This window comes from Pseudooceanicola sp. NS-SX9, from assembly GCF_057380705.1.
Genome location: NZ_CM170818.1, coordinates 3,274,028 through 3,294,810, shown reverse-complemented (window position 1 = coordinate 3,294,810; position 20,783 = coordinate 3,274,028). Strand labels below are relative to the sequence as shown.

Sequence of the window (20,783 nt, the reverse complement as noted above, 5' to 3'; positions counted from 1 at the left end):
CGCCGCCGGCGTGAACGCGTGTTTCAGGCTGTTACATATCCGAGAGGCACCGCCGCCCTGCCAGGCTTGCCGATGTGTGGCCCTGCCACCGCGCGCCGGCCTTCCGCCGCCCGCCCTGCGCAACTTGACCTTTCAATGGCAGGCCACGCTCGCTAGAAGGTCCCGTGTTGCAGAGGTGAGACCATGTCCAAATCCATTACCCCGCAGCCCGGAATCATGGAAATCGCGCTCTATCAGGGTGGCGCATCCAAGGTCGAAGGCGTGTCCGACGTCGTCAAGCTGTCGTCGAACGAGAACCCCTATGGCGCAGGTGATGCCGCCAAGGAGGCGTTCCGCCGGGCGTCGCATGATCTGCATCGTTACCCCTCGACCGACCATGCCGAACTGCGCGCGGCCATCGGCCTGCGTCACGGCCTGGACCCCAACCGCATCATCTGCGGCGTGGGCTCGGACGAGATCCTGCAGATGCTGGCCCAGGCCTATGCCGGTGCCGGAGACGAGATCGTCTTCACCGAGCACGGCTTTGCCATGTACAAGATCCTGGCCCATGCCGTCGGCGCCACGCCGGTCGAGGTCAAGGAACGCGAGCGCGTGACCGATGTCGAGGCGATCCTGGCGGCCTGCACGCCGAAGACCAAGATCGTCTTCATCGCCAATCCGAACAACCCCACCGGCACGATGATCGGCGGCAACGAGGTCGCCCGCCTGGCCGCTGGCCTGCCTGAGGGCGCGCTGCTGGTGCTGGACGGGGCCTATGCCGAATATGTCGAGGGCTTCGACGGTGGCGCGGCCCATGTCGATGCGCGTGACAATGTCTTCATGACGCGGACCTTCTCGAAGATCTACGGCCTGGGCGGGCTGCGGATCGGCTGGGGCTATGGCCCGCAAGAGATGATCGACGTGCTGAACCGCATCCGTCAGCCCTTCAACCTGTCGACCGCGCAGATCGCGGCGGCGGTGGCGGCGGTCAACGACACGGCCCATGTCGAACGCTCGCGCTCCGAGAACACCCGCCTGCGCGCCTGGCTGGCCGAGGCGCTGGCCGAACATGGCGTGCCCTCGGACACCTCCTGCGCCAACTTCATCCTGGCGCGTTTTGCCGACCCGGCCGAGGCCCAGGCCTGCGACGCTTACCTGAAATCGCGCGGCCTGATCGTGCGGCAGGTGGCGGGCTACAACCTGCCCAACTGCCTGCGCATCACCATCGGCGACGAACCCGCCTGCCGCCGCGTCGCCCATGCCATCGGCCAGTTCAAGGCCGGGGTCCCCGCATGACCGGGCCCCGGGTCGGAACCGTGGCGCTGATCGGCCTGGGGCTGATCGCCTCGTCGATCTTCTGGTCGGCGAAACGCGCGGATCTGGCCCGGGTGCTGGGCTATGACATCTCGCCCGAGGTGCGCGAGACCGCGCGCCGCATCGGCCTGTGCGACCAGGTCTGCGACACCGCGGCCGAGGCCGTGGCCGAGGCCGATCTGGTGATCCTGTGCGTGCCCGTGGGCGCCATGGGCCGCGTCGCAAGCGAGATCGCGCCGCATCTGAAACCCGGCGCGATCCTGTCGGACGTGGGATCGGTCAAGGGGGCGGTGATCGAGGCCGTGGGTCCCTTCGTGCCCGAGGGCGTCGATTTCATCCCCGCCCACCCGCTGGCCGGGACGGAACATTCCGGCCCCGAGGCGGGCTTTGCCGGGCTTTACGACAACCGCTGGTGCCTGATCGTGCCGACCGAGGGCGTGCGCCCCGAAAGCATCAATGCCGTGCGCGCCTTCTGGGAGGGCCTTGGCGCCAATGTCGACGAGATGGACGCCGAGCACCATGACCTGGTGCTGGCCGTCACCTCGCATACGCCGCACCTGATCGCCTATACGATGGTGGGCGTGGCCGATGACCTGGGCCGGGTGACCGACAGCGAGGTGGTGAAATACTCGGCCGCGGGCTTCCGCGACTTCACCCGCATCGCGGCCTCGGATCCGACGATGTGGCGCGACGTCTTCCTGTCGAACAAGAAGGCGACGCTGGAGATCCTGGGCCGCTTCACCGAAGAGCTGTTCGCGCTGCAACGCGCGATCCGGCAGGGCGACGGCGATCACCTGCATGCCTATTTCACCCGCACCCGCGCCATCCGCCGCGGCATCATCGAGGCGGGTCAGGACACGGCCGCACCCGATTTCGGCCGCGGCGCCGGGCCGCGCCGGTAACGCGGGGGTCCGGTTTTCCGCTGGAAAACCGGAGGCCTCCGGCGGGAGTATTTATGGTCAGATGAAAGAACCGGGCGCGCCCCTGCCTTTCATCTTTCCCCAAATATGCGCGCCGCAGGCTGCCGCCGCCCGAGCGGCGGCATTGTCAGCGCAGCAAGAGCGGCGGCACGGGACCCAAGGGCAGAATGCCCAGCCAGGCCGTGCCCTGCCGGAAGCTGACCTTGGCCTTCAGCGTGTCGCGATCGCCGCCAAGCCCGGCCATGAAGCCCAGGACGCCCTCGATCTGGCTGGCCATCTTCGGGGTAATCGCGCGGGCTTTTGCCGCCAGCTGCAGCATCTGCCGCCAGTTCTGCGCCGTCACCTCGATCTCGCCATCGGGGCGGCCGGCGTTGTCGATGTCGAGCGTGCCGGTGGCGTCGAGTTGCAGCGGGCCCCAGTGCACCAGCGCCTGCGTCAGGTCGATGTGGCGGGGTTGCGGGCGCGCGCCGTCGAGGGCGCGGCGGTCCCAGGGCTGGCTGAAGCGCACCTTGGCGTCCAGCTTTACCTCGTCCAGGACCTGGGGCAGCGAGGTGTCTTTGCCCAGCCGGTTCAGCAGCCGCGCGGGCGGCGTCACCTGGGCGGCGTCCAGTCCCAGCCGGTAGTCCGCGGGATCGGTGTCGTCCTGCGCCACCGCCATGTCCAGCCCGCCCACCGTCATCGCCACCTGGCCGCCGAAGAACAGGTTGCTGCCGGAGATCTGGCTACGCTCCAGCTGCAGGGAACGACCGGGGTGGAAGCGCAGCGAGGCGCGCAGGTCGTCGTTTTCCAGCGGGAAGCTGACATAGGGGGTGGCGATCTGGATTTCCTTCGGCGCCACGGCGATCACGTGCTGGGGCTGGTAGGACAGGGTGAACAGGCCGAATTCCGGCATCTTGACCGCGATCTTCGAGGCCGGATCCGCCAGCGACAGGTTCTTCCAGTCGGCATCGAAGCGGTTCGGGAAGCCGCGCAGCGAGAAGCTGTCGTAGCTGGCGGTCCAGCCCTCGGCGCGACGGGCGGCGAACCAGCCCTCCAGCCCCTGTTTCAGCGCATGTGCCCCCCAGGCCCAGTAGCCGGCCCAGCCCAGGGCCAGCACCACGACCAGAGCAAAGATGCTGACGGCGAAGCGTTTCATGAGGCCCCCTTTTCGGCCAGTTTCAGAGAGTGTTTATAGATGGAACGATAGAAAGGACCAGAGATGGACATGTGGGTCTTCGGCTATGGATCGCTGCTGTGGAAGCCCGGGTTCGACCCGGCCGAACGCGTCATCGCGCGGCTGCCGGGCTATGCGCGTTCGTTCTGCATGACCTCGATCCACCATCGCGGATCCGAGGAAGAGCCGGGGCTGGTGCTGGCGCTCGATCCGGCCGAGGGCGCGGGCTGCACGGGGCTGGCGCTGCGGGTGCGCCCCGGAGAAGAGGACAAGGTGCTGGCCTACCTGCGTGAGCGCGAGCTGGTCTCTTCGGCCTATCTGGAAAAGCGGCTTGAGGTCGAGCTGACCGATGGCCGCCGTCTGCCCGCCCTGACCTATGTGATCGACCCGGCGCACCGGCAGTATTGCGGCGGCCTGCCGCTGGAGGAACAGGCCCAGGTGATCGCCCGCGCCCATGGCGGCATGGGGCCGAATTCCGAATATCTGTGGAACACCGCGCGCCACCTGGAAGAGATCGGGCTGGCCGATGCGGATTTGACATGGTTGGCGGAAAGGGTGCGGCAGCTCTCGCGTTAACCCTTTTCTGGCGACCGGCGGGCTTCTAGGGTCGGGGCGACCTTAACCACCACCGGGGCCTTGCCGCATGGACCAGCCGGCGCGCGATACCGCTACTGCGCAGTTTTCCCAGCCGATCCGGCAGATCATGTCGATGCTGATCGTGCTGGCCCTCTCGGGGCTGGGCGCCGTGGTGGCGGCCCCGGTGGTGCTGCCGGTGTTCCTGACCAACCCCTATCTGAACGGCTTTATCGCCTGCGTTTTCGTGGTGGGGGTGCTGTCGTGCTTCTGGCAGGTCGGCCAGCTGATCGCTTCGGTCCGCTGGATCGAGGGCTTCGTCGGCGGGCTTGAGGACGATTCCAACCGCGCGCCCCGGCTGCTGATGCCGCTGGCGACGCTGCTGGGGGGCAAGGCGCGGCGGCGGCAGATCCCGTCCGGGGCGGCGACCTCGATCCTGGAATCGGTCGCCACCCGCATCGACGAGGCGCGCGAGATCACCCGCTACATCACCTCGTTGCTGATCTTCCTGGGGCTGCTGGGCACGTTCTACGGCCTGGCGACGACGGTGCCGGCGCTGGTCGACACGATCCGCAGCCTGGCGCCCCATGACGGCGAAACCGGCACCCAGATCTTTGCCAGGCTGATGAGCGGCCTGCAGGGGCAGCTGTCGGGGATGGGGGTGGCCTTTGCCTCGTCGCTGCTGGGGCTTGCGGGCTCGCTGGTGGTGGGGTTGCTGGAACTCTTCGCCGGTCACGGCCAGAACCGCTTTTACCGCGAGCTTGAGGAATGGATGTCCACCATCACCCGCCTGGGCTTTGCCGAGGGCGACGGGGCGGGGGATCATTCGGCGCTGGTGGTGGTGCTGGATACGCTGGGCGACCGGATGGAGGACATGCAGCGCCTCTTCGCCCAGGCCGAGGCTGGCCGATCCGAGGTCGATGCCAAGCTCTCGACCCTGGCCGACACGATCGAGCGTCTGACCGACCGGATGGCGGCGCAGAACGCCGTGACCAGCCCGATCGCCGATGCGCTGAACCGGATTGCCGCGGGGCAGGATGCGCTGCTGGCGCGGCTGGCCCAGGACGAGGCCGACGGGTTCGATGCCGAAAGCCGGATGCGGCTGCGCTCGATGGATGTGCAGCTGGCGCGGGTGCTGGAGGAGCTTTCGGCAGGCCGTCACGAAACCATGGCCGAGCTGCGCGCCGAGGTCGCCTCGCTGGCCCGCGCGATTATGCATAGCCGCACCCCGGTGCCGCTGCGCCGCGACGAGGGCTGATCCATGGGGCTGTCGCGCAGGTCCGGGGCGCGTCTGCAGGCCAATATCTGGCCCGGTTTCGTCGATGCGATGACCGGGCTGCTGATGGTGCTGATGTTCGTGCTGACCATCTTCATGGTGGTGCAGTTCGTGCTGCAGGACACGATCAATGGCCAGGAAAAGACGATCTCCGGGCAGGAGGACGAGCTGGGCACGCTGTCGGCGCAGGTCTCGCAGCTCAGTTCCGCCCTGGGGATGGCGCGGGATCGCAACACGAAACTGCAGGCCGACATCGGCACGCTGAATGCGACGCTGTCGGATCGGCAGGGCAAGCTGGACCAGCAGACGGCGCAGATCGCCGCGCTGACGCAGCAGCGCGACGGGGCGCAGACGGCGCTGAACGCGGCCCAGGCGAAGATCACCGATTTCGAATCGCAGGTGGCGGCGCTGATCGCCCAGCGGGATCAGGCGCAGGGCCAGGTGGGCGATCTGCAGGCGGCGCAGGACCGGCAGGCGGAGGCCCAGGCGGCGCTGCAGGCCGCGCTGGCGGCCGCCCGCAAGGAGGTCGATGCCCAGACCGAGGCCGCCCGCCTGGACGCCGCCCGGCGCGAGGCGCTGCAGGCCCTGGTGGACGACCTGAAGGCGAAGAACGCCGATGCGGCGCAGGCTGCGACGGGGCTGGGCGGCCAGCTGAGCGATCTGCAGACGCAGCTGTCGGAGGCCCAGAAGGCCCAGCTGGCCGAGGCCGCAGCCGCCAAGGCCCTGCGGGACAAGCTGCAATCCTCTCAGGACGCGCTGACGGCGATGACCCTGACGCTGGAGGCCGAGCGCAAGAAGGCCGAGGACACACTGACCCTGCTGGCGGCGGCGCAGGCGGCCAAGACGGATCTGGACGACAAGCTGGCCGCGGCGGTTCTGGCGCAGCAACAGGCGCAATCGCAGGCCGCGGACCAGGCCCAGGCGCAGGCGGCGCTGCAGGACAAGGTGGCATCCCTGCAGGCGCAGCTGTCGGCAGCGCAGGGCAGCACGGCCGACCAGGACGCGATTCGTCAGCAGCTGGCGGCGGCGCTCGCCGCCCGGCTGAAGGCCGAGGCCGATGCGAAGGCCGGCATGACCGAGGCCGAGCAGCGCCAGGTGTTGCTGCAGGCCGCCAACCAGGCGCTGGCCGACCAAAAGGCGCAGACGGCAGACCAGGCCCGCAGCACGGCACTGCTGAACAGCCAGGTGGCGGCGCTGCGGACTCAGCTGGGCAGCCTTCAGGCTCTGCTTGACGACTACAAGCAGCGCGACGCGGACAGCAAGGTGCAGATCCAGTCGCTGGGCTCGGATCTGAACGCAGCCCTCGCCCGCGCCGCCGCGATCGAGAAGAGCCAGCGCGAAAAGGCCGAGGCCGAGGCCAGGGCCATGGCGGAAAAGGCCCAGAAATACGAACAGCAGGCCGAGGAACTGGCCCGCTACCGATCGGATTTCTTCGGCCGCATGCGCGAGGTCCTGGCCGGTCAGGATGGCGTGCGTGTGGTGGGTGACCGGTTCGTCTTTTCTTCCGAAGTGCTTTTCGCGCCCGGCGCGGCAGAGCTTTCCTCGGAAGGTGACGAACAGATTCGCAAGATCTCGGGGCTGCTGCTGGAAATCAGTCAGGAAATGCCCGCGGACGTCGATTGGATCATCCGTGTCGATGGCCATACCGACGACGTGCCGCTGTCTGGTAACGGAAAGTACGCCGACAACTGGGAGCTTTCCCAAGCGCGGGCCCTGTCGGTGGTGCGCCGCATGATCCAGTACGGCGTGCCCCCGGATCGCCTCTCGGCCAACGGGTTTGGCCAGTATCAGCCCCTGGTGCCGGGCGAGACGCCCGAGGCCCGGGCCCAGAACCGCCGGATCGAGTTGAAACTGACGGAACGCTGAAGCCGGGTAGGGGCTCTGCCCCTCTGTCGCCCGGTGCCCGGGCGCCATTCACCCCGGAGTATTTGGGGCCAGATGACAGGGGAACTGGTTCTTTATCATCTGGCCGAAAATACTCCGGGGGAGTCCGCGCGCAGCGCGGACGGGGGCAGCGCCCCCCATGCGGCGGTCCAGACAAGGCAGGCATCAAAAAAGGGGCGGAAAGATCCGCCCCTTGGTTTCTCCGGGATCGTCCCTCAGTCTGCGGTCAGCAGCGGAGGCTTGTTGCCCGACAGGCGCAGTTTGTCGGGGCCTTTGATCTGCAGGTCGATCTCGCCGTTCTTGACGGCGACCTTGACCACGCCGCCTTTCGCGAGCTTGCCGAACAGCAGTTCCTCGGCCAAGGGCTTCTTGATGTGCTCCTGGATGACGCGGCCCAGCGGGCGGGCGCCCATCTTGTCGTCGTAGCCCTTGTCCGCCAGCCATTCGGCCGCCGGGCGGGTCAGTTCGATTGCAACGCCGCGGTCCAGAAGCTGGGCTTCGAGTTGCAGCACGAATTTCTCGACCACCTGCAGGATGACCTCTTTCGGCAGCGGGCCGAAGGAAATGACAGCATCCAGACGATTGCGGAATTCCGGCGTGAAGGTGCGCTCGATCGCGGCGGTGTCCTCGCCCTCGCGGCGGTCACGGCCGAAGCCGATGGCCGATTTCGCCTGCTCGGCCGCACCCGCGTTCGAGGTCATGATCAGGATCACGTTGCGGAAGTTCACCGTCCGGCCGTTGTGGTCGGTCAGCTTGCCGTGGTCCATCACCTGCAGCAGGATGTTGTAGACATCCGGATGCGCCTTCTCGATCTCGTCCAGCAGCAGCACGCAGTGCGGGTGCTGGTCGACGCCATCGGTCAGCAGGCCGCCCTGGTCGAAGCCGACATAGCCCGGAGGGGCACCGATCAGCCGCGAAACCGCGTGTTTCTCCATGTATTCCGACATGTCGAAGCGCAGCAGTTCCACGCCCAGCGTATCCGCCAGCTGTTTCGCCACCTCGGTCTTGCCGACGCCGGTGGGGCCCGCGAAGAGGTAGTTGCCGATGGGCTTCTCGGGCTCGCGCAGGCCCGCGCGGGCCAGCTTGATCGCCGAGGACAGCGCCTCGATGGCGGCGTTCTGGCCGAAGACCACGCGCTTCAGCGAGGCCTCCAGGTCTTTCAGCACCTCGGCATCGTCCTTGGTGACGTTCTTCGGCGGGATGCGGGCGATCTTGGCGACGACGGCCTCGATCTCCTTGACGCCAATGGTCTTGCGCCGCTTGCTTTCCGCGACCAGGTGCTGGGCCGCGCCGGCCTCGTCGATGACGTCGATCGCCTTGTCGGGCAGCTTGCGGTCGTTGATGTAGCGCGCCGACAGTTCGACCGCGGTGCGCACCGCGTCATTGGTGTAGCGGATGCCGTGGTGTTCCTCGAAATAGGGCTTGAGGCCCTGCAGGATCTTCACCGCATCCTCGACCGAGGGCTCGTTCACGTCGATCTTCTGGAACCGGCGCGACAGGGCGCGGTCCTTTTCGAAGTGCTGGCGGAACTCCTTGTAGGTGGTCGAGCCCATGCAGCGCAGCTTGCCGCCCTGCAGCGCGGGCTTCAGCAGGTTCGAGGCATCCATCGCCCCGCCCGATGTCGCACCGGCGCCGATCACCGTGTGGATCTCGTCGATGAAGAGGACCGCATCGGGGTGGTTTTCCAGCTCGGTCACGACGGATTTCAGGCGTTCCTCGAAATCGCCGCGATAGCGGGTGCCGGCCAGCAGCGCCCCCATGTCGAGCGAGAAGATGACCGTGTTCGACAGCACCTCGGGGGTCTCGCCCGAGACGATCTTGCGCGCCAGGCCTTCCGCGATGGCGGTCTTGCCGACGCCCGGATCCCCCACCAGCAGCGGGTTGTTCTTGCGCCGGCGGCACAGCACCTGGATGCAGCGCTCGACCTCGTCGGCACGGCCGATCAGCGGATCGACATCGCCCTCGCGCGCCTTGGCGTTCAGGTTGACGCAGTACTTGTCCAATGCGGACTCCTTGCCGTCGCCCTCGGAGCTGGAGGTCGCAGCCTTGGGCGCCGAGGCCTGGCGATCCTCGTTCTCGGAGCCGGTAACCGGACGGGTCTCGCCATAGGCGGGATCCTTGGCGACGCCATGCGCGATGAAGTTCACCGCATCATAGCGCGTCATGTCCTGTTCCTGCAGGAAATAGGCGGCATTGGATTCACGCTCGGCGAAGATCGCGACCAGGACGTTCGCCCCGGTGACTTCGGTCCGGCCCGAGCTTTGGACGTGGATGGCGGCGCGCTGGATCACGCGCTGGAAGGCCGCGGTCGGAACTGCTTCGGAGCCGTCGACGTCGGTGACAAGGTTTTGCAACTCCTCGTCCACGAACTCGACAAGAGTTTGTCGCAATTCTTCGGTATCGACCGAACAGGCCTTCATGACGCGCGCGGCGTCAGGTTCGTCGATCAGGGCCAGCAGCAGGTGCTCCAGAGTGGCGAATTCGTGGTGACGCGCATTCGCCAGGGCCAGGGCTGCGTGGATGGCCTGTTCCAGAGTGGTCGAGAATGAAGGCACTTGTGGGCTCCTTTTCGATCTATGTCGGAGCGGGGTAACGGGGACCCCGGGTCCAACCTTGGCCTCTCAGTATTAAAGTTTGGTCGATCTCCCACACGCTTCAAGGGTTTTCTGTGCGGGCAGGATCACATTTGGCGACAGCGTTGCGGGTTCGCGTGTGAATCCGGCGTTTGTCAGAAGGAATCCTTCCGGCGTCTGATCTCGGCGAAGACCTCCGCGGGCGACGCGGCGTCAAGGCCCAGATCCCGCGCCACTTCAGGCAGGTGCGCGCGCAGGAACGGATTGGTCGAGAGCTCCAGGGAAAGAAGGGACGGCACCGTCGGTCGTCCTTCGGCTCGGGCGGCGTCAATATCCGCAGACCTAGATATAAGGGCGGCGTTGGCAGGTTCAATGGTCCGCGCGAAGCGCGCATTCGACTGCGTATATTCATGCCCCGAACACACCAGCGTGTCACCGGGCAGCGCCGCCAGCTTCTGCAGGCTGTCGTGCATCATCGGGAAGGTGCCTTCGAAGACGCGGCCGCAGCCCATCGCCATCAGGCTGTCGGCGGTGAAGACCAGCCGGGCCCCGGGCATGTGGAAGGCAATGTGCCCCAGCGTATGGCCGGGCACGGCGATGACCTGGCACAGTTCTTCGCCCTCGCCGAACGAATCGCCTTCGGACAGGGCATGGTCCAGGGCGGGCATCTTCGCCGCTTCCGCCGCCGGGCCCAGCACCTGCAGGCCGGGGTAGGCGGCGCGCAATTCGGCCACGCCGTCGGTGTGGTCGTGGTGGTGATGAGTCAGCAGAAGCTGGGTCGGCACCAGCCCGCGGGCCTTCAGTTCCGCCAGGATCGGGGCCGCCTCTGGCGCGTCGACGATGCGCGTTTCCTTCGGCCCCGGGACGATATAGGCATAGTTGTCCTTCAGGCAGGGCACGGTGATGAGGTCGACAGCCATTTTCAAATCATCCTTGCTTGCTATTGTCTGCAAGTGAAGCGCAACGGGGGAAGGCTTGCAATGCACCAGGACGTGCAGGACCTGCGCAACTTCTATTATCGTTCGACCCTGGGTCGCGCGGCGCAGACCAATGTCCGCAACCAGGTGCTGGAGTTCTGGCCCGAGGCCAAGGGCCAGACCGTGCTGGGCTACGGCTTTGCGGTGCCGCTGCTGCGTCCCTACCTGGCCGAAAGCCGGCGGGTGATCGGGCTGATGCCAGCGCCGCAGGGGGTGATGCCCTGGCCCGCCGGGATGCCCAATGTTGCGGTATTGTCCGAGGAAACCCTCTGGCCGGTCGAAACCGGCATGGTCGACAAGCTGGTGGTGATGCACGGGCTTGAGGTCAGCGAGCGCCCCTCGGAACTGCTGGAGGAATGTTTCCGGGTGCTGGGGCCGGGCGGCAAGGCGCTGTTCATCGTGCCGCACCGCTCCGGCCTCTGGGCGCGCTCCGACGCCACGCCCTTCGGCTTTGGCCGCCCCTACAGTCAGAGCCAGCTTGAGGCGCAGCTGCGCCGCCATTCCTTCCTGCCCGAACGTCACGCCCATACGCTCTACCAGCCGCCTTCGCACCGGCGGTTCTGGCGCAAGACCGCGCCGTTCTGGGAACGGCTGGGGCGCTCGATGTCGATGATCGTCTCGGGCGGGGTGCTGATGGTCGAGGTGTCGAAGCGGGTGCCCGCACCGGGCGATCCCGGGGACCTGGTCCGCCGCACCCCAGGCCTGAAGGTCCTGGAGGGGCTGACCGCCCCGAAACCCGAGACCGCCTATCGCAACCGGCACTAAAGTCGAGGGCAGGGGGTGCGGCAGGCTGTCGCAGGGCGGCTGCGACAGATCGCGCGAGTCCCGGTAGATGGGAAAAAACCACTCCTTCTCCCGCAAGTCACGAATTTTGCTGGTCTCTACTCGGCGGTAGGGACTGGAATATCAACTTTCAATTGCGCCATGATAACTTGTGCACGCAACGGAATTGTGGGGATTCACGGCAACGGTTTGACGGATCGCGACAGGACGTCGCGGAACACGAAATTTTCTGTCCCGCGCGCCATCGTCGCGGTTTCCTTGATAATGCAGTGGATGCCGCCACGGGGGTAGGACGAAAAAGCTGACCAATTATATTAACTTACCGGAAACCTCTGTCGGAAGCATCCGCACGAACCCGTGAAATCCACAGGAAATTCCAGTAAAACGAAGGGGATGAAGGGGGGCACCCGCGGATTCAAGCGGGTTGATGGGTGAGGGTCCCTCTGCTACACCCCCAGCGATTTTGATGCTTTGGTGCGCCAGAGCCGCAAACCCCCTGCGTTGGTGCAAATTCCGGGAATTTTCCCGTGCCGGGGCGGGGCCAGATATTCGGAAGGGTGGACGTGTCCGAACCAGCTTCGATTTCCTACGGCATTGCCTCGCGCTATGCCCAGGCCGTCTTCGAGATTTCGCGGGACGGCGGGACGCTCGGTGATCTTGATGCAAGCGTCGCGGCGCTGGCAGAGGCCCTCCAGGTGTCCGAAGACCTGCGCGACATGATCGCATCGCCGATGTATGCGCGCGAGGCCCAGACCCAGGCGATCATCGCCGTTGCCCAGAAGCTGGCCCTGCTGCCGGCGCTGGCCAACACCCTTGGCCTGATGGCCGAGAAACGCCGCCTGTTCACGCTGCCGCAGCTGATCACGCGCCTGAACGAACTGCTGGCCGATGCCCGCGGCGAAGTGACCGCCGAGGTCACCTCGGCCACGCCGCTTTCGGCCGAACAGGCAGACAAGCTTTCCGCCGCCCTCGCCGAAACCATCGGCAAGACGGTGAAACTCAACACGACCGTGGATGAAAGCCTCATCGCCGGTCTCGTTGTCAAAGTGGGTTCGCGCATGGTCGACACGTCGATCCGCTCGAAACTGAACGCACTCCAGAATGTCATGAAAGAGGTCGGATAATGGGAGTCCAAGCTGCCGAAATCTCTGCGATCCTGAAGGAGCAGATCCAGAACTTTGGCCAAGATGCCAAAGTGGCCGAGGTCGGTCGCGTGCTCTCCGTCGGTGACGGTATTGCCCGTGTCCACGGCCTCGACAATGTCCAGGCCGGTGAGATGGTGGAATTCCCCGGCGGGATCCGCGGCATGGCGCTGAACCTCGAAACCGACAACGTCGGTGTCGTGATCTTCGGCACCGACCGCGACATCAAGGAAGGTGACACCGTCACCCGCACCAACTCGATCGTGGACGTGCCCTGTGGCAACGCCCTGCTGGGTCGCGTGGTGGACGCGCTCGGCAACCCGCTCGACGGCAAGGGCCCGATCGAGTTCTCTGAGCGTCGCATCGCAGACGTGAAGGCCCCGGGCATCATTCCGCGTAAATCGGTTCACGAACCGATGGCGACCGGCCTGAAGGCCATCGACGCGATGATCCCGATCGGCCGTGGCCAGCGGGAACTGATCATCGGCGACCGCCAGACCGGCAAGACCGCCGTGGCGCTCGACGCGATCCTGAACCAGGCGTCCTACAACGCCGCGGCAGGTGACGACGAATCGAAGAAGCTGTACTGCGTCTATGTCGCCGTCGGCCAGAAGCGTTCGACCGTTGCCCAGCTGGTGAAGAAGCTGGAAGAAACCGGTGCCATCGAATATTCGATGGTGATCGCGGCCACCGCTTCGGACCCCGCGCCGATGCAGTACCTGGCGCCCTACACCGCGACCGCGATGGCGGAATTCTTCCGCGACAACGGCCGCCACGCGCTGATCATCTATGATGACCTGTCCAAGCAGGCCGTCGCCTACCGTCAGATGTCGCTGCTGCTGCGCCGTCCGCCGGGCCGCGAAGCCTACCCGGGCGACGTCTTCTACCTCCACTCCCGCCTGCTGGAACGCTCCTCGAAACTGAACGAGGACTTCGGCGCCGGTTCGCTGACGGCGCTGCCGATCATCGAAACCCAGGGCGGCGACGTGTCGGCCTTCATCCCGACCAACGTGATCTCGATCACCGACGGCCAGATCTTCCTGGAAACCGAACTGTTCTACCAGGGCGTCCGCCCGGCCGTGAACACCGGTCTGTCGGTCTCGCGCGTTGGCTCCTCGGCCCAGACCAAGGCGATGTCCTCGGTTGCAGGCGCGGTGAAGCTGTCGCTGGCACAGTACCGTGAAATGGCGGCCTTCGCGCAGTTCGGCTCGGATCTCGATGCCGCAACGCAGAAGCTGCTGAACCGCGGTGCCCGCCTGACCGAGCTGATGAAGCAACCGCAGTACGCGCCGCTGACCAACGCGGAAATCGTCTGCGTGATCTTCGCCGGCACCAACGGCTACCTGGACAACGTTCCGGTGAAGGATGTGGGTCGCTACGAGGCTGCGCTGCTGAAGTTCCTGCGCACCAAGAAAGCGGACGTGCTGGCCTGGATCACCGACGCCGATCCGAAGATCAAGGGCGAGCCCGCGGACAAGCTGAAGGCAGTGCTGGACGAATTCGCAGCCGACTTCGCCTGAGCCCGAGGGAGGTAGAACATGCCTTCTCTGAAGGACCTTAAGAACAGGATCTCGTCGGTCAAATCGACCCGCAAGATCACCAAGGCCATGCAGATGGTTGCCGCGGCGAAACTTCGCCGCGCGCAGGAGGCTGCCGAAGCCGCCCGGCCCTACGCCGAGCGCTTCAGCGCCGTCCTGGGCCAGCTTGCCCAGGGCGTTGGCAGTTCGGATTCGGCGCCCCTGCTTCTGCGGGGGACCGGCAAGGACAAGGTGCATCTGCTGGTCGTCATGACCTCTGAGCGCGGTCTTTGCGGCGGCTTCAACACGAATATCGTGAAGCTGGCCCGTACCCATGCCGACAAGCTGAAGGCCGAAGGCAAGACGGTGAAGATCCTCACCGTCGGCAAGAAGGGCCGCGAGCAGCTGAAACGCACCTACGGCGATCTTTTCGTGGGCCACGTGGACCTGTCCACGGTGAAGAAGCTGGGCTATGACAACGCGCTCGGCATCGCGCGCGAACTGCTGGGCCGCTTCGACAAGGGCGAATTCGACGTCGCGACGATCTTCTTCGGGAAATTCAAAAGCGTGATCAGCCAAAAGCCGACCGCGCTGCAGGTGATCCCGGCGAAGTTCGAAGTGGCAGCGGAAGCGCCCTCGACGGTCTACGAATACGAGCCGGGCGAGACCGAGATCCTGGAAGACCTGCTGCCCCGCGGCGTGGCGACCCAGATCTTCACCGCCCTGCTTGAAAACGCCGCCTCGGAGCAGGGGGCCCGGATGTCCGCAATGGATAACGCGACCCGCAACGCTGGCGAGATGATCGACAAGCTGACGATCGAATACAACCGCACCCGTCAGGCGGTCATCACCAACGAGCTGATCGAAATCATTTCGGGCGCCGAGGCGCTCTAACGGAACCGGAGACGAAACACATGGCATTGAATGGCAAAGTGACCCAGGTCATCGGCGCCGTCGTGGACGTGCAGTTCGCAGACGGCCTGCCGGCCATCCTGAACGCGCTGACCACGGACAACAACGGCAACACCCTGGTTCTGGAAGTTGCGCAACACCTGGGCGAGAACACCGTCCGCACGATCGCGATGGACGCGACCGAAGGTCTGGTCCGCGGCCAGCTGGTGACCGATACCGGCAAGCCGATCTCGGTCCCCGTCGGCAAGGCGACCCTCGGCCGGATCCTGAACGTCATCGGCGAACCCGTTGACGAACAGGGCCCGGTGAACGCGGATGAATACCGCGCGATCCACCAGCCCGCCCCGGCCTTCTCGGAGCAGGCAACCTCGTCCGAGATCCTCGTGACCGGCATCAAGGTGATCGACCTTCTGGCGCCCTACGCCAAGGGCGGCAAGGTGGGTCTGTTCGGCGGCGCAGGCGTCGGCAAGACCGTTATCATCATGGAACTGATCAACAACATCGCCAAGGTGCACTCGGGCTACTCCGTGTTCGCCGGCGTGGGTGAGCGGACCCGTGAAGGCAACGACCTGTATCACGAGATGATCGAATCCAACGTCATCAAGCCGGACAACCTGTCCGACTCGAAGGTGGCGCTGGTCTACGGCCAGATGAACGAACCGCCGGGCGCCCGTGCCCGTATCGCGCTGACCGGCCTGACCCTGGCCGAACAGTTCCGCGACAGCTCCGGCTCGGACGTTCTGTTCTTCGTCGACAACATCTTCCGCTTCACCCAGGCGGGTTCGGAAGTGTCGGCACTGCTGGGCCGTATCCCGTCCGCAGTGGGCTACCAGCCGACGCTGGCGACCGACATGGGCGCGATGCAGGAACGCATCACCTCGACGAAAGCTGGCTCGATCACCTCGATCCAGGCCGTCTATGTTCCCGCGGACGACCTTACCGACCCGGCGCCTGCCACGACCTTCGCCCACCTCGACGCCACGACCACGCTGTCGCGCGCGATCTCGGAACTGGGCATCTACCCGGCCGTCGACCCGCTCGACTCGACCTCGCGCCTGATGGATCCGCAGATCCTGGGCGAAGAGCACTACAAGGTCGCACGTGACGTTCAGGGCATCCTGCAACGCTACAAGTCGCTCCAGGACATCATCGCCATCCTCGGGATGGACGAACTGTCGGAAGAGGACAAGCTGACCGTGGCCCGTGCCCGCAAGATCCAGCGCTTCCTGTCGCAACCCTTCGACGTGGCAAAGGTCTTCACCGGCGCCGACGGCGTTCAGGTTCCGCTCGAAGACACGATCGCGTCCTTCAAGGCCGTCGTCGCAGGCGAATACGACCACCTCCCCGAAGCAGCCTTCTACATGGTCGGCGGCATCCAGGAAGTGATCGCCAAGGCCGAGAAGCTGGCCGCAGACGCAGCCTGAGGATCTGATTGATGGCAGACACCATGGACTTCGCCCTCGTTTCCCCGGAACGGAGCCTGTTCTCCGGTCCGGTGACCGAGGTGCAGATTCCGGGCGCTGAAGGCGATCTGACAGCCATGCCCGGGCATGCGCCGATGATCACCACGCTGCGTCCGGGTCTGCTGCACATCAAGGGGCCGCAGGGCGAGGACGATTACGTCGTCACCGGCGGCTTCGCCGAAATCTCCGCCGAGGGCGTCACCGTCCTCGCGGAACGCGCGCTGCACCAGGCCGAGATGACCCAGGAGATCCTGAACGACTGGGTCGCCGAGGCCCGCCGCGCCTGGAAAGATGCCACCGAAGACAACGCTGTGGCCCATGCCGCAAAGTTGATGGCTGATATGGTCGCAATGGGCACCCATATCGGCCTGGACGCGGAGCACTCCAACTATATCGAGTGATCCTGCCCAAGCAGGCGTCACGACCAGGCCCCGGCATCAGCCGGGGCCTCTTCGTTTTCGGCCCCGGCCGCAACGTTTTTCTAACGTCCCCCCGGTTACCAAGGCGGACCCTTCCACGGTTTCCCGCCTTCATGAGACATCTCGACAGCAGACGCATCGGCATCGCCCAGGGCGAACAGGTCCTGTTCTCGGACTTCCGCGACGGCGGGGCCATGTGGACGGGCTCCGGCCCGCGCGAACGTCGCCAGCGAATCCCCTTCGACGAACGCTTCCGGGCGCCGCCTGCGGTGCATTGCGCGCTCTCGATGTGGGACATGGACACCACCACCAACCTGCGCGCCGACGTCCAGGCGGATGATGTCACCGAAGACGGCTTCGATCTGGTCTTCCGCACCTGGGGGGATACCCGCATCGCCCGGGTCCGCATCCGCTGGATGGCAATCGGCGCCGTGCCGAACGAAGACGACTGGGACGTGTGAAAGGGGCGGCGCCCCGCGGCCCCGCCCTTTCATTTTGCGGCCCCGCCCCTCATTTTCTTGTTCCAAATACCTTCGGGGGTGAATTGCGCGCAGCGCAAGAGGGGGCGGAAAGCCCCCTTCTTCCCCCATGACCCGCTCTCAGACCGCGATCGGCACCAGCACCTCGGGCTCGATCACCGCAACCCCCGGCAGCTCGGCCTTCAGCAGGTCGGCGGATTGCTCCAGCAGCGGGAAGGTCTTGTAATGCATCGGGATGACCGTCTTGAAGTCGAAGAAGGTCTTGCAGGCATAGGCGGCGCGCTTCATGTCCATGGTGAAATGGCCACCCGCGCACAGGATGCCGATGTCGGGCGCGTGCAGATCGTGGAAGATCTTCATGTCTGCCATCACGTCCGTATCGCCCGAGAAATAGATCGAATGGCCCTCTCCCTCCAGGATAAAGCCCGATTCGGTGCCGACATAAAGCGGCCCGTTCTCGGTCGGAATGGAGGACGAATGCGTCGCCATCACCATCGTCACCTCGACGCCGTCCAGCCGGATCGTGCCGCCCTTGTTGAAGCCCACGCACTGCACTTCGCCCGCCTTGCCCCAGTAGGCCGCCAGGTCCGGAATGCAGTAGATCTTCACGCCGCGGGTCTTGGCGATCTGGTAGGCATCGGCGGTATGGTCGCCGTGGCCGTGGCTGACGAACAGCGCGGTGACGCCCTCGACCGCCTCGTCGTAACGCTCGGCCGGGAAGACGGGGTTGCCGGTCAGGTAGGGATCCACCAGCAGCACTTCGTTGCCGATCTCGAAGCGGAACCCGCCATGGCCCAGGGGAATGATTTTCATGCTATGCTCCTGCTTTGTCCCGGCAGACACTAGCGGAGGGCGCGGCCATGAAAAGGGCAGGTACGCACAAGTGACCGGCTATTGCGAGAGACTGGAACCGGGCCTCTGGGCCGAGCCCGTGAATGCGGCAACGAACCTCGCCTTCCTGGCGGCGGCGCTGGTGATGTGGGGGCCCTCGCGCGATCTGCCGCCGGCGCGGCTGCTCTGCGCGATCCTCTTCGTGATCGGTGTGGGCTCGGGCCTGTTCCACACCTTCGCCACCCCCTGGGCCGAGGCCGCCGACACGCTGCCGATCCTCGCCTTCATCCTGGCCTACCTTTATATCGCCAGCCGGGATTTCCTGCTGCTGACCCGGCCTGCCGCCTGGGTCATCACCCTGGGCTTCGTGCTGGTGATGGCGCTGCTGGCACCGGTCTTCGCGCATCTGCCGCTCTACGGGGTCTCTGCCGCCTACCTGCCGGTGCCGCTGGTGATCGCGCTTTATGCCTGGCTGATGCGCCGCCGCGACAGGCGCACCGCGGGGAACCTCGCGGTGGGGGCGGGGCTCTTGCTGCTGTCGCTGACCTTCCGCTCGCTCGATGTTCCGCTTTGCGCCGCCACCCATGGCCTTGGCACCCATTTCCTGTGGCACCTGACGAATGCGGTGATGCTGGCGTGGATGATCGGGACATACCTGCGCCACATGCTTGCGAGCGCCCCCCCGGGGCGCTAAACCCGGTCGCGATCCAAGCGAGAGAGGCTTCCGATGTCGATCGACAAGGCAACCGCGGCCAAGGTGGCCAAACTGGCCCGCATCAAGGTGGAAGAAGACGCGCTTCCGGCCATGGCCCAAGAGTTCAGCACCATCCTGGGCTTCATCGAGCAGCTGAACGAAGTTGACGTCGAGGGCGTGGAGCCCATGACTTCGGTCACCCCGCAGCGGCTGAAACGGCGCGAGGATGTCGTGACCGAGGGCAACCAGCAGGACAAGATCCTGAAGAACGCCCCCGATGCGCGCGAAGGGTTCTTCGCCGTGCCCAAGGTCGTCGAGTAATCCTCCGACCTTCCCCAGAATTTGCCCCCGAGAGGCGAGACCATGACCGATCTGAACACGCTGACCATTGCCGATGCCCGCGACGCCCTGCGCAAGGGCGAGGTGACGTCCCAACAGCTGACCGAGGCCTGCCTGAGCGCCATCGAGGGTGCCGGTGCCCTGAACGCCTTCGTTCACAAGACCCCCGAGATCGCCATGGAGCAGGCGAAGGCCGCCGACGCCCGCCAGAGCGCCGACGCCCCCTCGCTGAACGGCATTCCGCTGGGCATCAAGGACCTGTTCTGCGTCAAGGGCGTGCCCAGCCAGGCCGCCAGCCGCATCCTGGAAGGCTTCCGCCCCGAATACGATTCCACCGTCACCGCGAACCTCTTCGGGGCCGGGGCGGTGATGCTGGGCAAGCTGAACATGGACGAATTCGCCATGGGCTCGTCCAACGAAACCGCCTGCTACGGCAATGCCGTGAACCCCTGGAAGGTCGATGACCGCCAGCTGACCCCGGGCGGGTCCTCGGGTGGCTCGGCTGCGGCCGTGGCAGCCGACCTGTGCCTTGGCGCCACCGGTACCGATACCGGCGGCTCGATCCGCCAGCCGGCGGCCTTCACCGGCACCGTGGGCATCAAGCCGACCTATGGCCGCTGCTCCCGCTGGGGGATCATCGCCTATGCCTCGTCGCTGGATCAGGCCGGCCCGATGACCAAGACCGTGCGCGACAGCGCCATCATGCTGTCCGCCATGGCCTCGCATGATGCGAAGGATTCGACCTCGGTCGATCTGCCGGTCCCCGATTTCGAGGCCATGCTGACCGGCGACATCCGCGGCAAGACCATCGGTATCCCGAAGGAATACCGCCTGGAGGGCCTCTCGGCCGAGATCGACGCGATCTGGACCAAGGGCAAGGAGATGCTGGCCGCGGCAGGGGCCAAGATCGTCGACATTTCGCTGCCGCATACCAAATACGCGCTGCCCGCCTACTACGTGATCGCGCCCGCCGAGGCGTCCTCGAACCTGGCGCGCTATGACGGCGTGCGCTACGGTCACCGCGCCAAGCTCTCGGCGGGCGACGGCATCGTCGAGATGTACGAGAAGACCCGTGCCGAAGGCTTCGGCCCCGAGGTGCAGCGCCGCATCATGGTTGGCACCTACGTGCTGTCGGCGGGCTTCTATGACGCCTATTACAACCGCGCCCGCAAGGTCCGCACGCTGATCAAGCGCGACTTCGAACTGGCCTTCGCCGATGGTATCGACGCGATCCTGACGCCGGCCACCCCGTCCTCGGCCTTCGAGCTGGGCGTGATGAAGGATGCCGATCCCGTGCAGATGTACCTGCAGGACGTCTTCACCGTGACGCTGAACATGGCCGGCCTGCCGGGCGTGTCGGTGCCCGCGGGTCTGGATGCCCAAGGGCTGCCGCTGGGTCTGCAGCTGATCGGTCGCCCCTTCGAGGAAGGCGATCTGCTGAACACGGCCTATGCGCTGGAACAGGCCGCAGGTTTCGTTTCCAAGCCGCAGAAATGGTGGTAACGCGGTAGTGTCACCGCGTTGACTTGCTTCAACGCGGTTTCGACGCATATGG

Annotated in this window: 19 protein-coding genes; 15 read left to right on the top strand and 4 right to left on the bottom strand. The window is 65.8% G+C overall.

What is annotated here, in order from left to right; genetic code table 11:
- Positions 1–183: 183 nt before the first annotated feature.
- The gene (hisC, locus tag AC2ITM_RS15635) at positions 184–1,275 is read left to right on the top strand and encodes a histidinol-phosphate transaminase (protein WP_486467557.1); all 1,092 of its coding nucleotides are present in this window, start codon (positions 184–186) and stop codon (positions 1,273–1,275) included.
- On the top strand, positions 1,272–2,195 hold the full coding sequence (locus AC2ITM_RS15630; RefSeq protein WP_486467556.1) for a prephenate/arogenate dehydrogenase family protein: 924 nt from the start codon (positions 1,272–1,274) through the stop codon (positions 2,193–2,195). The genes hisC and AC2ITM_RS15630 overlap by 4 nt, the downstream gene beginning before the upstream one ends.
- Before the next feature lie 145 nt (positions 2,196–2,340).
- Here the strand turns inward: AC2ITM_RS15630 and AC2ITM_RS15625 are convergent, their stop codons facing one another.
- Positions 2,341–3,348: a DUF2125 domain-containing protein gene (locus AC2ITM_RS15625; protein WP_486467555.1), complete on the bottom strand. Its 1,008-nt coding sequence runs from the start codon at positions 3,346–3,348 to the stop codon at positions 2,341–2,343.
- 63 nt (positions 3,349–3,411) lie between these two features.
- Between AC2ITM_RS15625 and AC2ITM_RS15620 the strand changes: the two genes are divergently transcribed.
- The 3 genes from AC2ITM_RS15620 to AC2ITM_RS15610 all read left to right on the top strand — a co-directional run bounded on the left by AC2ITM_RS15620 (position 3,412) and on the right by AC2ITM_RS15610 (position 7,081).
- The gene (locus AC2ITM_RS15620) at positions 3,412–3,942 is read left to right on the top strand and encodes a gamma-glutamylcyclotransferase (RefSeq protein ID WP_486467554.1); all 531 of its coding nucleotides are present in this window, start codon (positions 3,412–3,414) and stop codon (positions 3,940–3,942) included.
- A 67-nt stretch (positions 3,943–4,009) separates the two neighbouring features.
- Positions 4,010–5,197, top strand: a complete 1,188-nt coding sequence (locus AC2ITM_RS15615; protein ID WP_486467553.1) for a magnesium transporter CorA family protein — start codon at positions 4,010–4,012, stop codon at positions 5,195–5,197.
- Between the two features lie 3 nt (positions 5,198–5,200).
- Positions 5,201–7,081 carry a peptidoglycan -binding protein gene (locus AC2ITM_RS15610; protein ID WP_486467552.1) on the top strand — a complete coding sequence of 627 codons (1,881 nt, stop codon included), beginning with the start codon at positions 5,201–5,203 and terminating at the stop codon, positions 7,079–7,081.
- Positions 7,082–7,314: 233 nt separating this feature from the next.
- Here AC2ITM_RS15610 and clpA read toward each other — a convergent pair whose 3' ends face one another.
- Together clpA and gloB are read right to left on the bottom strand one after the other, a co-directional pair.
- A complete protein-coding gene (gene clpA / locus AC2ITM_RS15605; RefSeq protein ID WP_486467551.1) occupies positions 7,315–9,654 on the bottom strand; it encodes an ATP-dependent Clp protease ATP-binding subunit ClpA in 2,340 nt (779 codons plus the stop codon).
- Positions 9,655–9,827: 173 nt separating this feature from the next.
- A complete protein-coding gene (gene gloB, locus AC2ITM_RS15600; RefSeq protein WP_486467550.1) occupies positions 9,828–10,592 on the bottom strand; it encodes a hydroxyacylglutathione hydrolase in 765 nt (254 codons plus the stop codon).
- Positions 10,593–10,652: 60 nt separating this feature from the next.
- Here gloB and AC2ITM_RS15595 point away from each other — a divergent pair, with 60 nt between their 5' ends.
- From AC2ITM_RS15595 to AC2ITM_RS15565, 7 genes are all read left to right on the top strand, one after another.
- On the top strand, positions 10,653–11,414 hold the full coding sequence (locus AC2ITM_RS15595; RefSeq protein WP_486467549.1) for a class I SAM-dependent methyltransferase: 762 nt from the start codon (positions 10,653–10,655) through the stop codon (positions 11,412–11,414).
- Positions 11,415–11,989: 575 nt separating this feature from the next.
- Positions 11,990–12,556 (top strand): F0F1 ATP synthase subunit delta, encoded by a 567-nt coding sequence (locus AC2ITM_RS15590; RefSeq protein WP_486467548.1) that lies wholly within the window; start codon positions 11,990–11,992, stop codon positions 12,554–12,556.
- On the top strand, positions 12,556–14,094 hold the full coding sequence (gene atpA, locus AC2ITM_RS15585; protein WP_486467547.1) for a F0F1 ATP synthase subunit alpha: 1,539 nt from the start codon (positions 12,556–12,558) through the stop codon (positions 14,092–14,094). Before AC2ITM_RS15590 ends, atpA begins: the two co-directional genes overlap by 1 nt.
- Positions 14,095–14,112: 18 nt before the next feature.
- On the top strand, positions 14,113–14,985 hold the full coding sequence (locus AC2ITM_RS15580; RefSeq protein ID WP_486467546.1) for a F0F1 ATP synthase subunit gamma: 873 nt from the start codon (positions 14,113–14,115) through the stop codon (positions 14,983–14,985).
- A gap of 20 nt (positions 14,986–15,005) precedes the next feature.
- Positions 15,006–16,427 carry a F0F1 ATP synthase subunit beta gene (atpD, locus tag AC2ITM_RS15575; RefSeq protein WP_486467545.1) on the top strand — a complete coding sequence of 474 codons (1,422 nt, stop codon included), beginning with the start codon at positions 15,006–15,008 and terminating at the stop codon, positions 16,425–16,427.
- 11 nt (positions 16,428–16,438) lie between these two features.
- Positions 16,439–16,867, top strand: a complete 429-nt coding sequence (locus tag AC2ITM_RS15570; protein ID WP_486467544.1) for a F0F1 ATP synthase subunit epsilon — start codon at positions 16,439–16,441, stop codon at positions 16,865–16,867.
- Positions 16,868–16,998: 131 nt separating this feature from the next.
- Positions 16,999–17,346: an H-type lectin domain-containing protein gene (locus AC2ITM_RS15565; RefSeq protein WP_486467543.1), complete on the top strand. Its 348-nt coding sequence runs from the start codon at positions 16,999–17,001 to the stop codon at positions 17,344–17,346.
- 138 nt (positions 17,347–17,484) lie between these two features.
- On the opposite strand, the gene AC2ITM_RS15560 is transcribed toward AC2ITM_RS15565, so the two are convergent.
- Positions 17,485–18,177, bottom strand: coding sequence for a metal-dependent hydrolase (locus AC2ITM_RS15560; protein ID WP_486467542.1), 693 nt, complete (start codon positions 18,175–18,177; stop codon positions 17,485–17,487).
- 70 nt (positions 18,178–18,247) lie between these two features.
- Here AC2ITM_RS15560 and AC2ITM_RS15555 point away from each other — a divergent pair, with 70 nt between their 5' ends.
- Genes AC2ITM_RS15555 through gatA form a run of 3 tightly spaced genes read left to right on the top strand, consistent with a single transcriptional unit; the run spans position 18,248 to position 20,731 of the window.
- Positions 18,248–18,889, top strand: a complete 642-nt coding sequence (locus AC2ITM_RS15555) for a ceramidase domain-containing protein (protein WP_486467541.1) — start codon at positions 18,248–18,250, stop codon at positions 18,887–18,889.
- A gap of 33 nt (positions 18,890–18,922) precedes the next feature.
- Positions 18,923–19,210 (top strand): Asp-tRNA(Asn)/Glu-tRNA(Gln) amidotransferase subunit GatC, encoded by a 288-nt coding sequence (gene gatC / locus AC2ITM_RS15550; RefSeq protein ID WP_486467540.1) that lies wholly within the window; start codon positions 18,923–18,925, stop codon positions 19,208–19,210.
- A gap of 42 nt (positions 19,211–19,252) precedes the next feature.
- Positions 19,253–20,731 (top strand): Asp-tRNA(Asn)/Glu-tRNA(Gln) amidotransferase subunit GatA, encoded by a 1,479-nt coding sequence (gene gatA / locus AC2ITM_RS15545; protein WP_486467539.1) that lies wholly within the window; start codon positions 19,253–19,255, stop codon positions 20,729–20,731.
- Positions 20,732–20,783 lie beyond the last annotated feature (52 nt).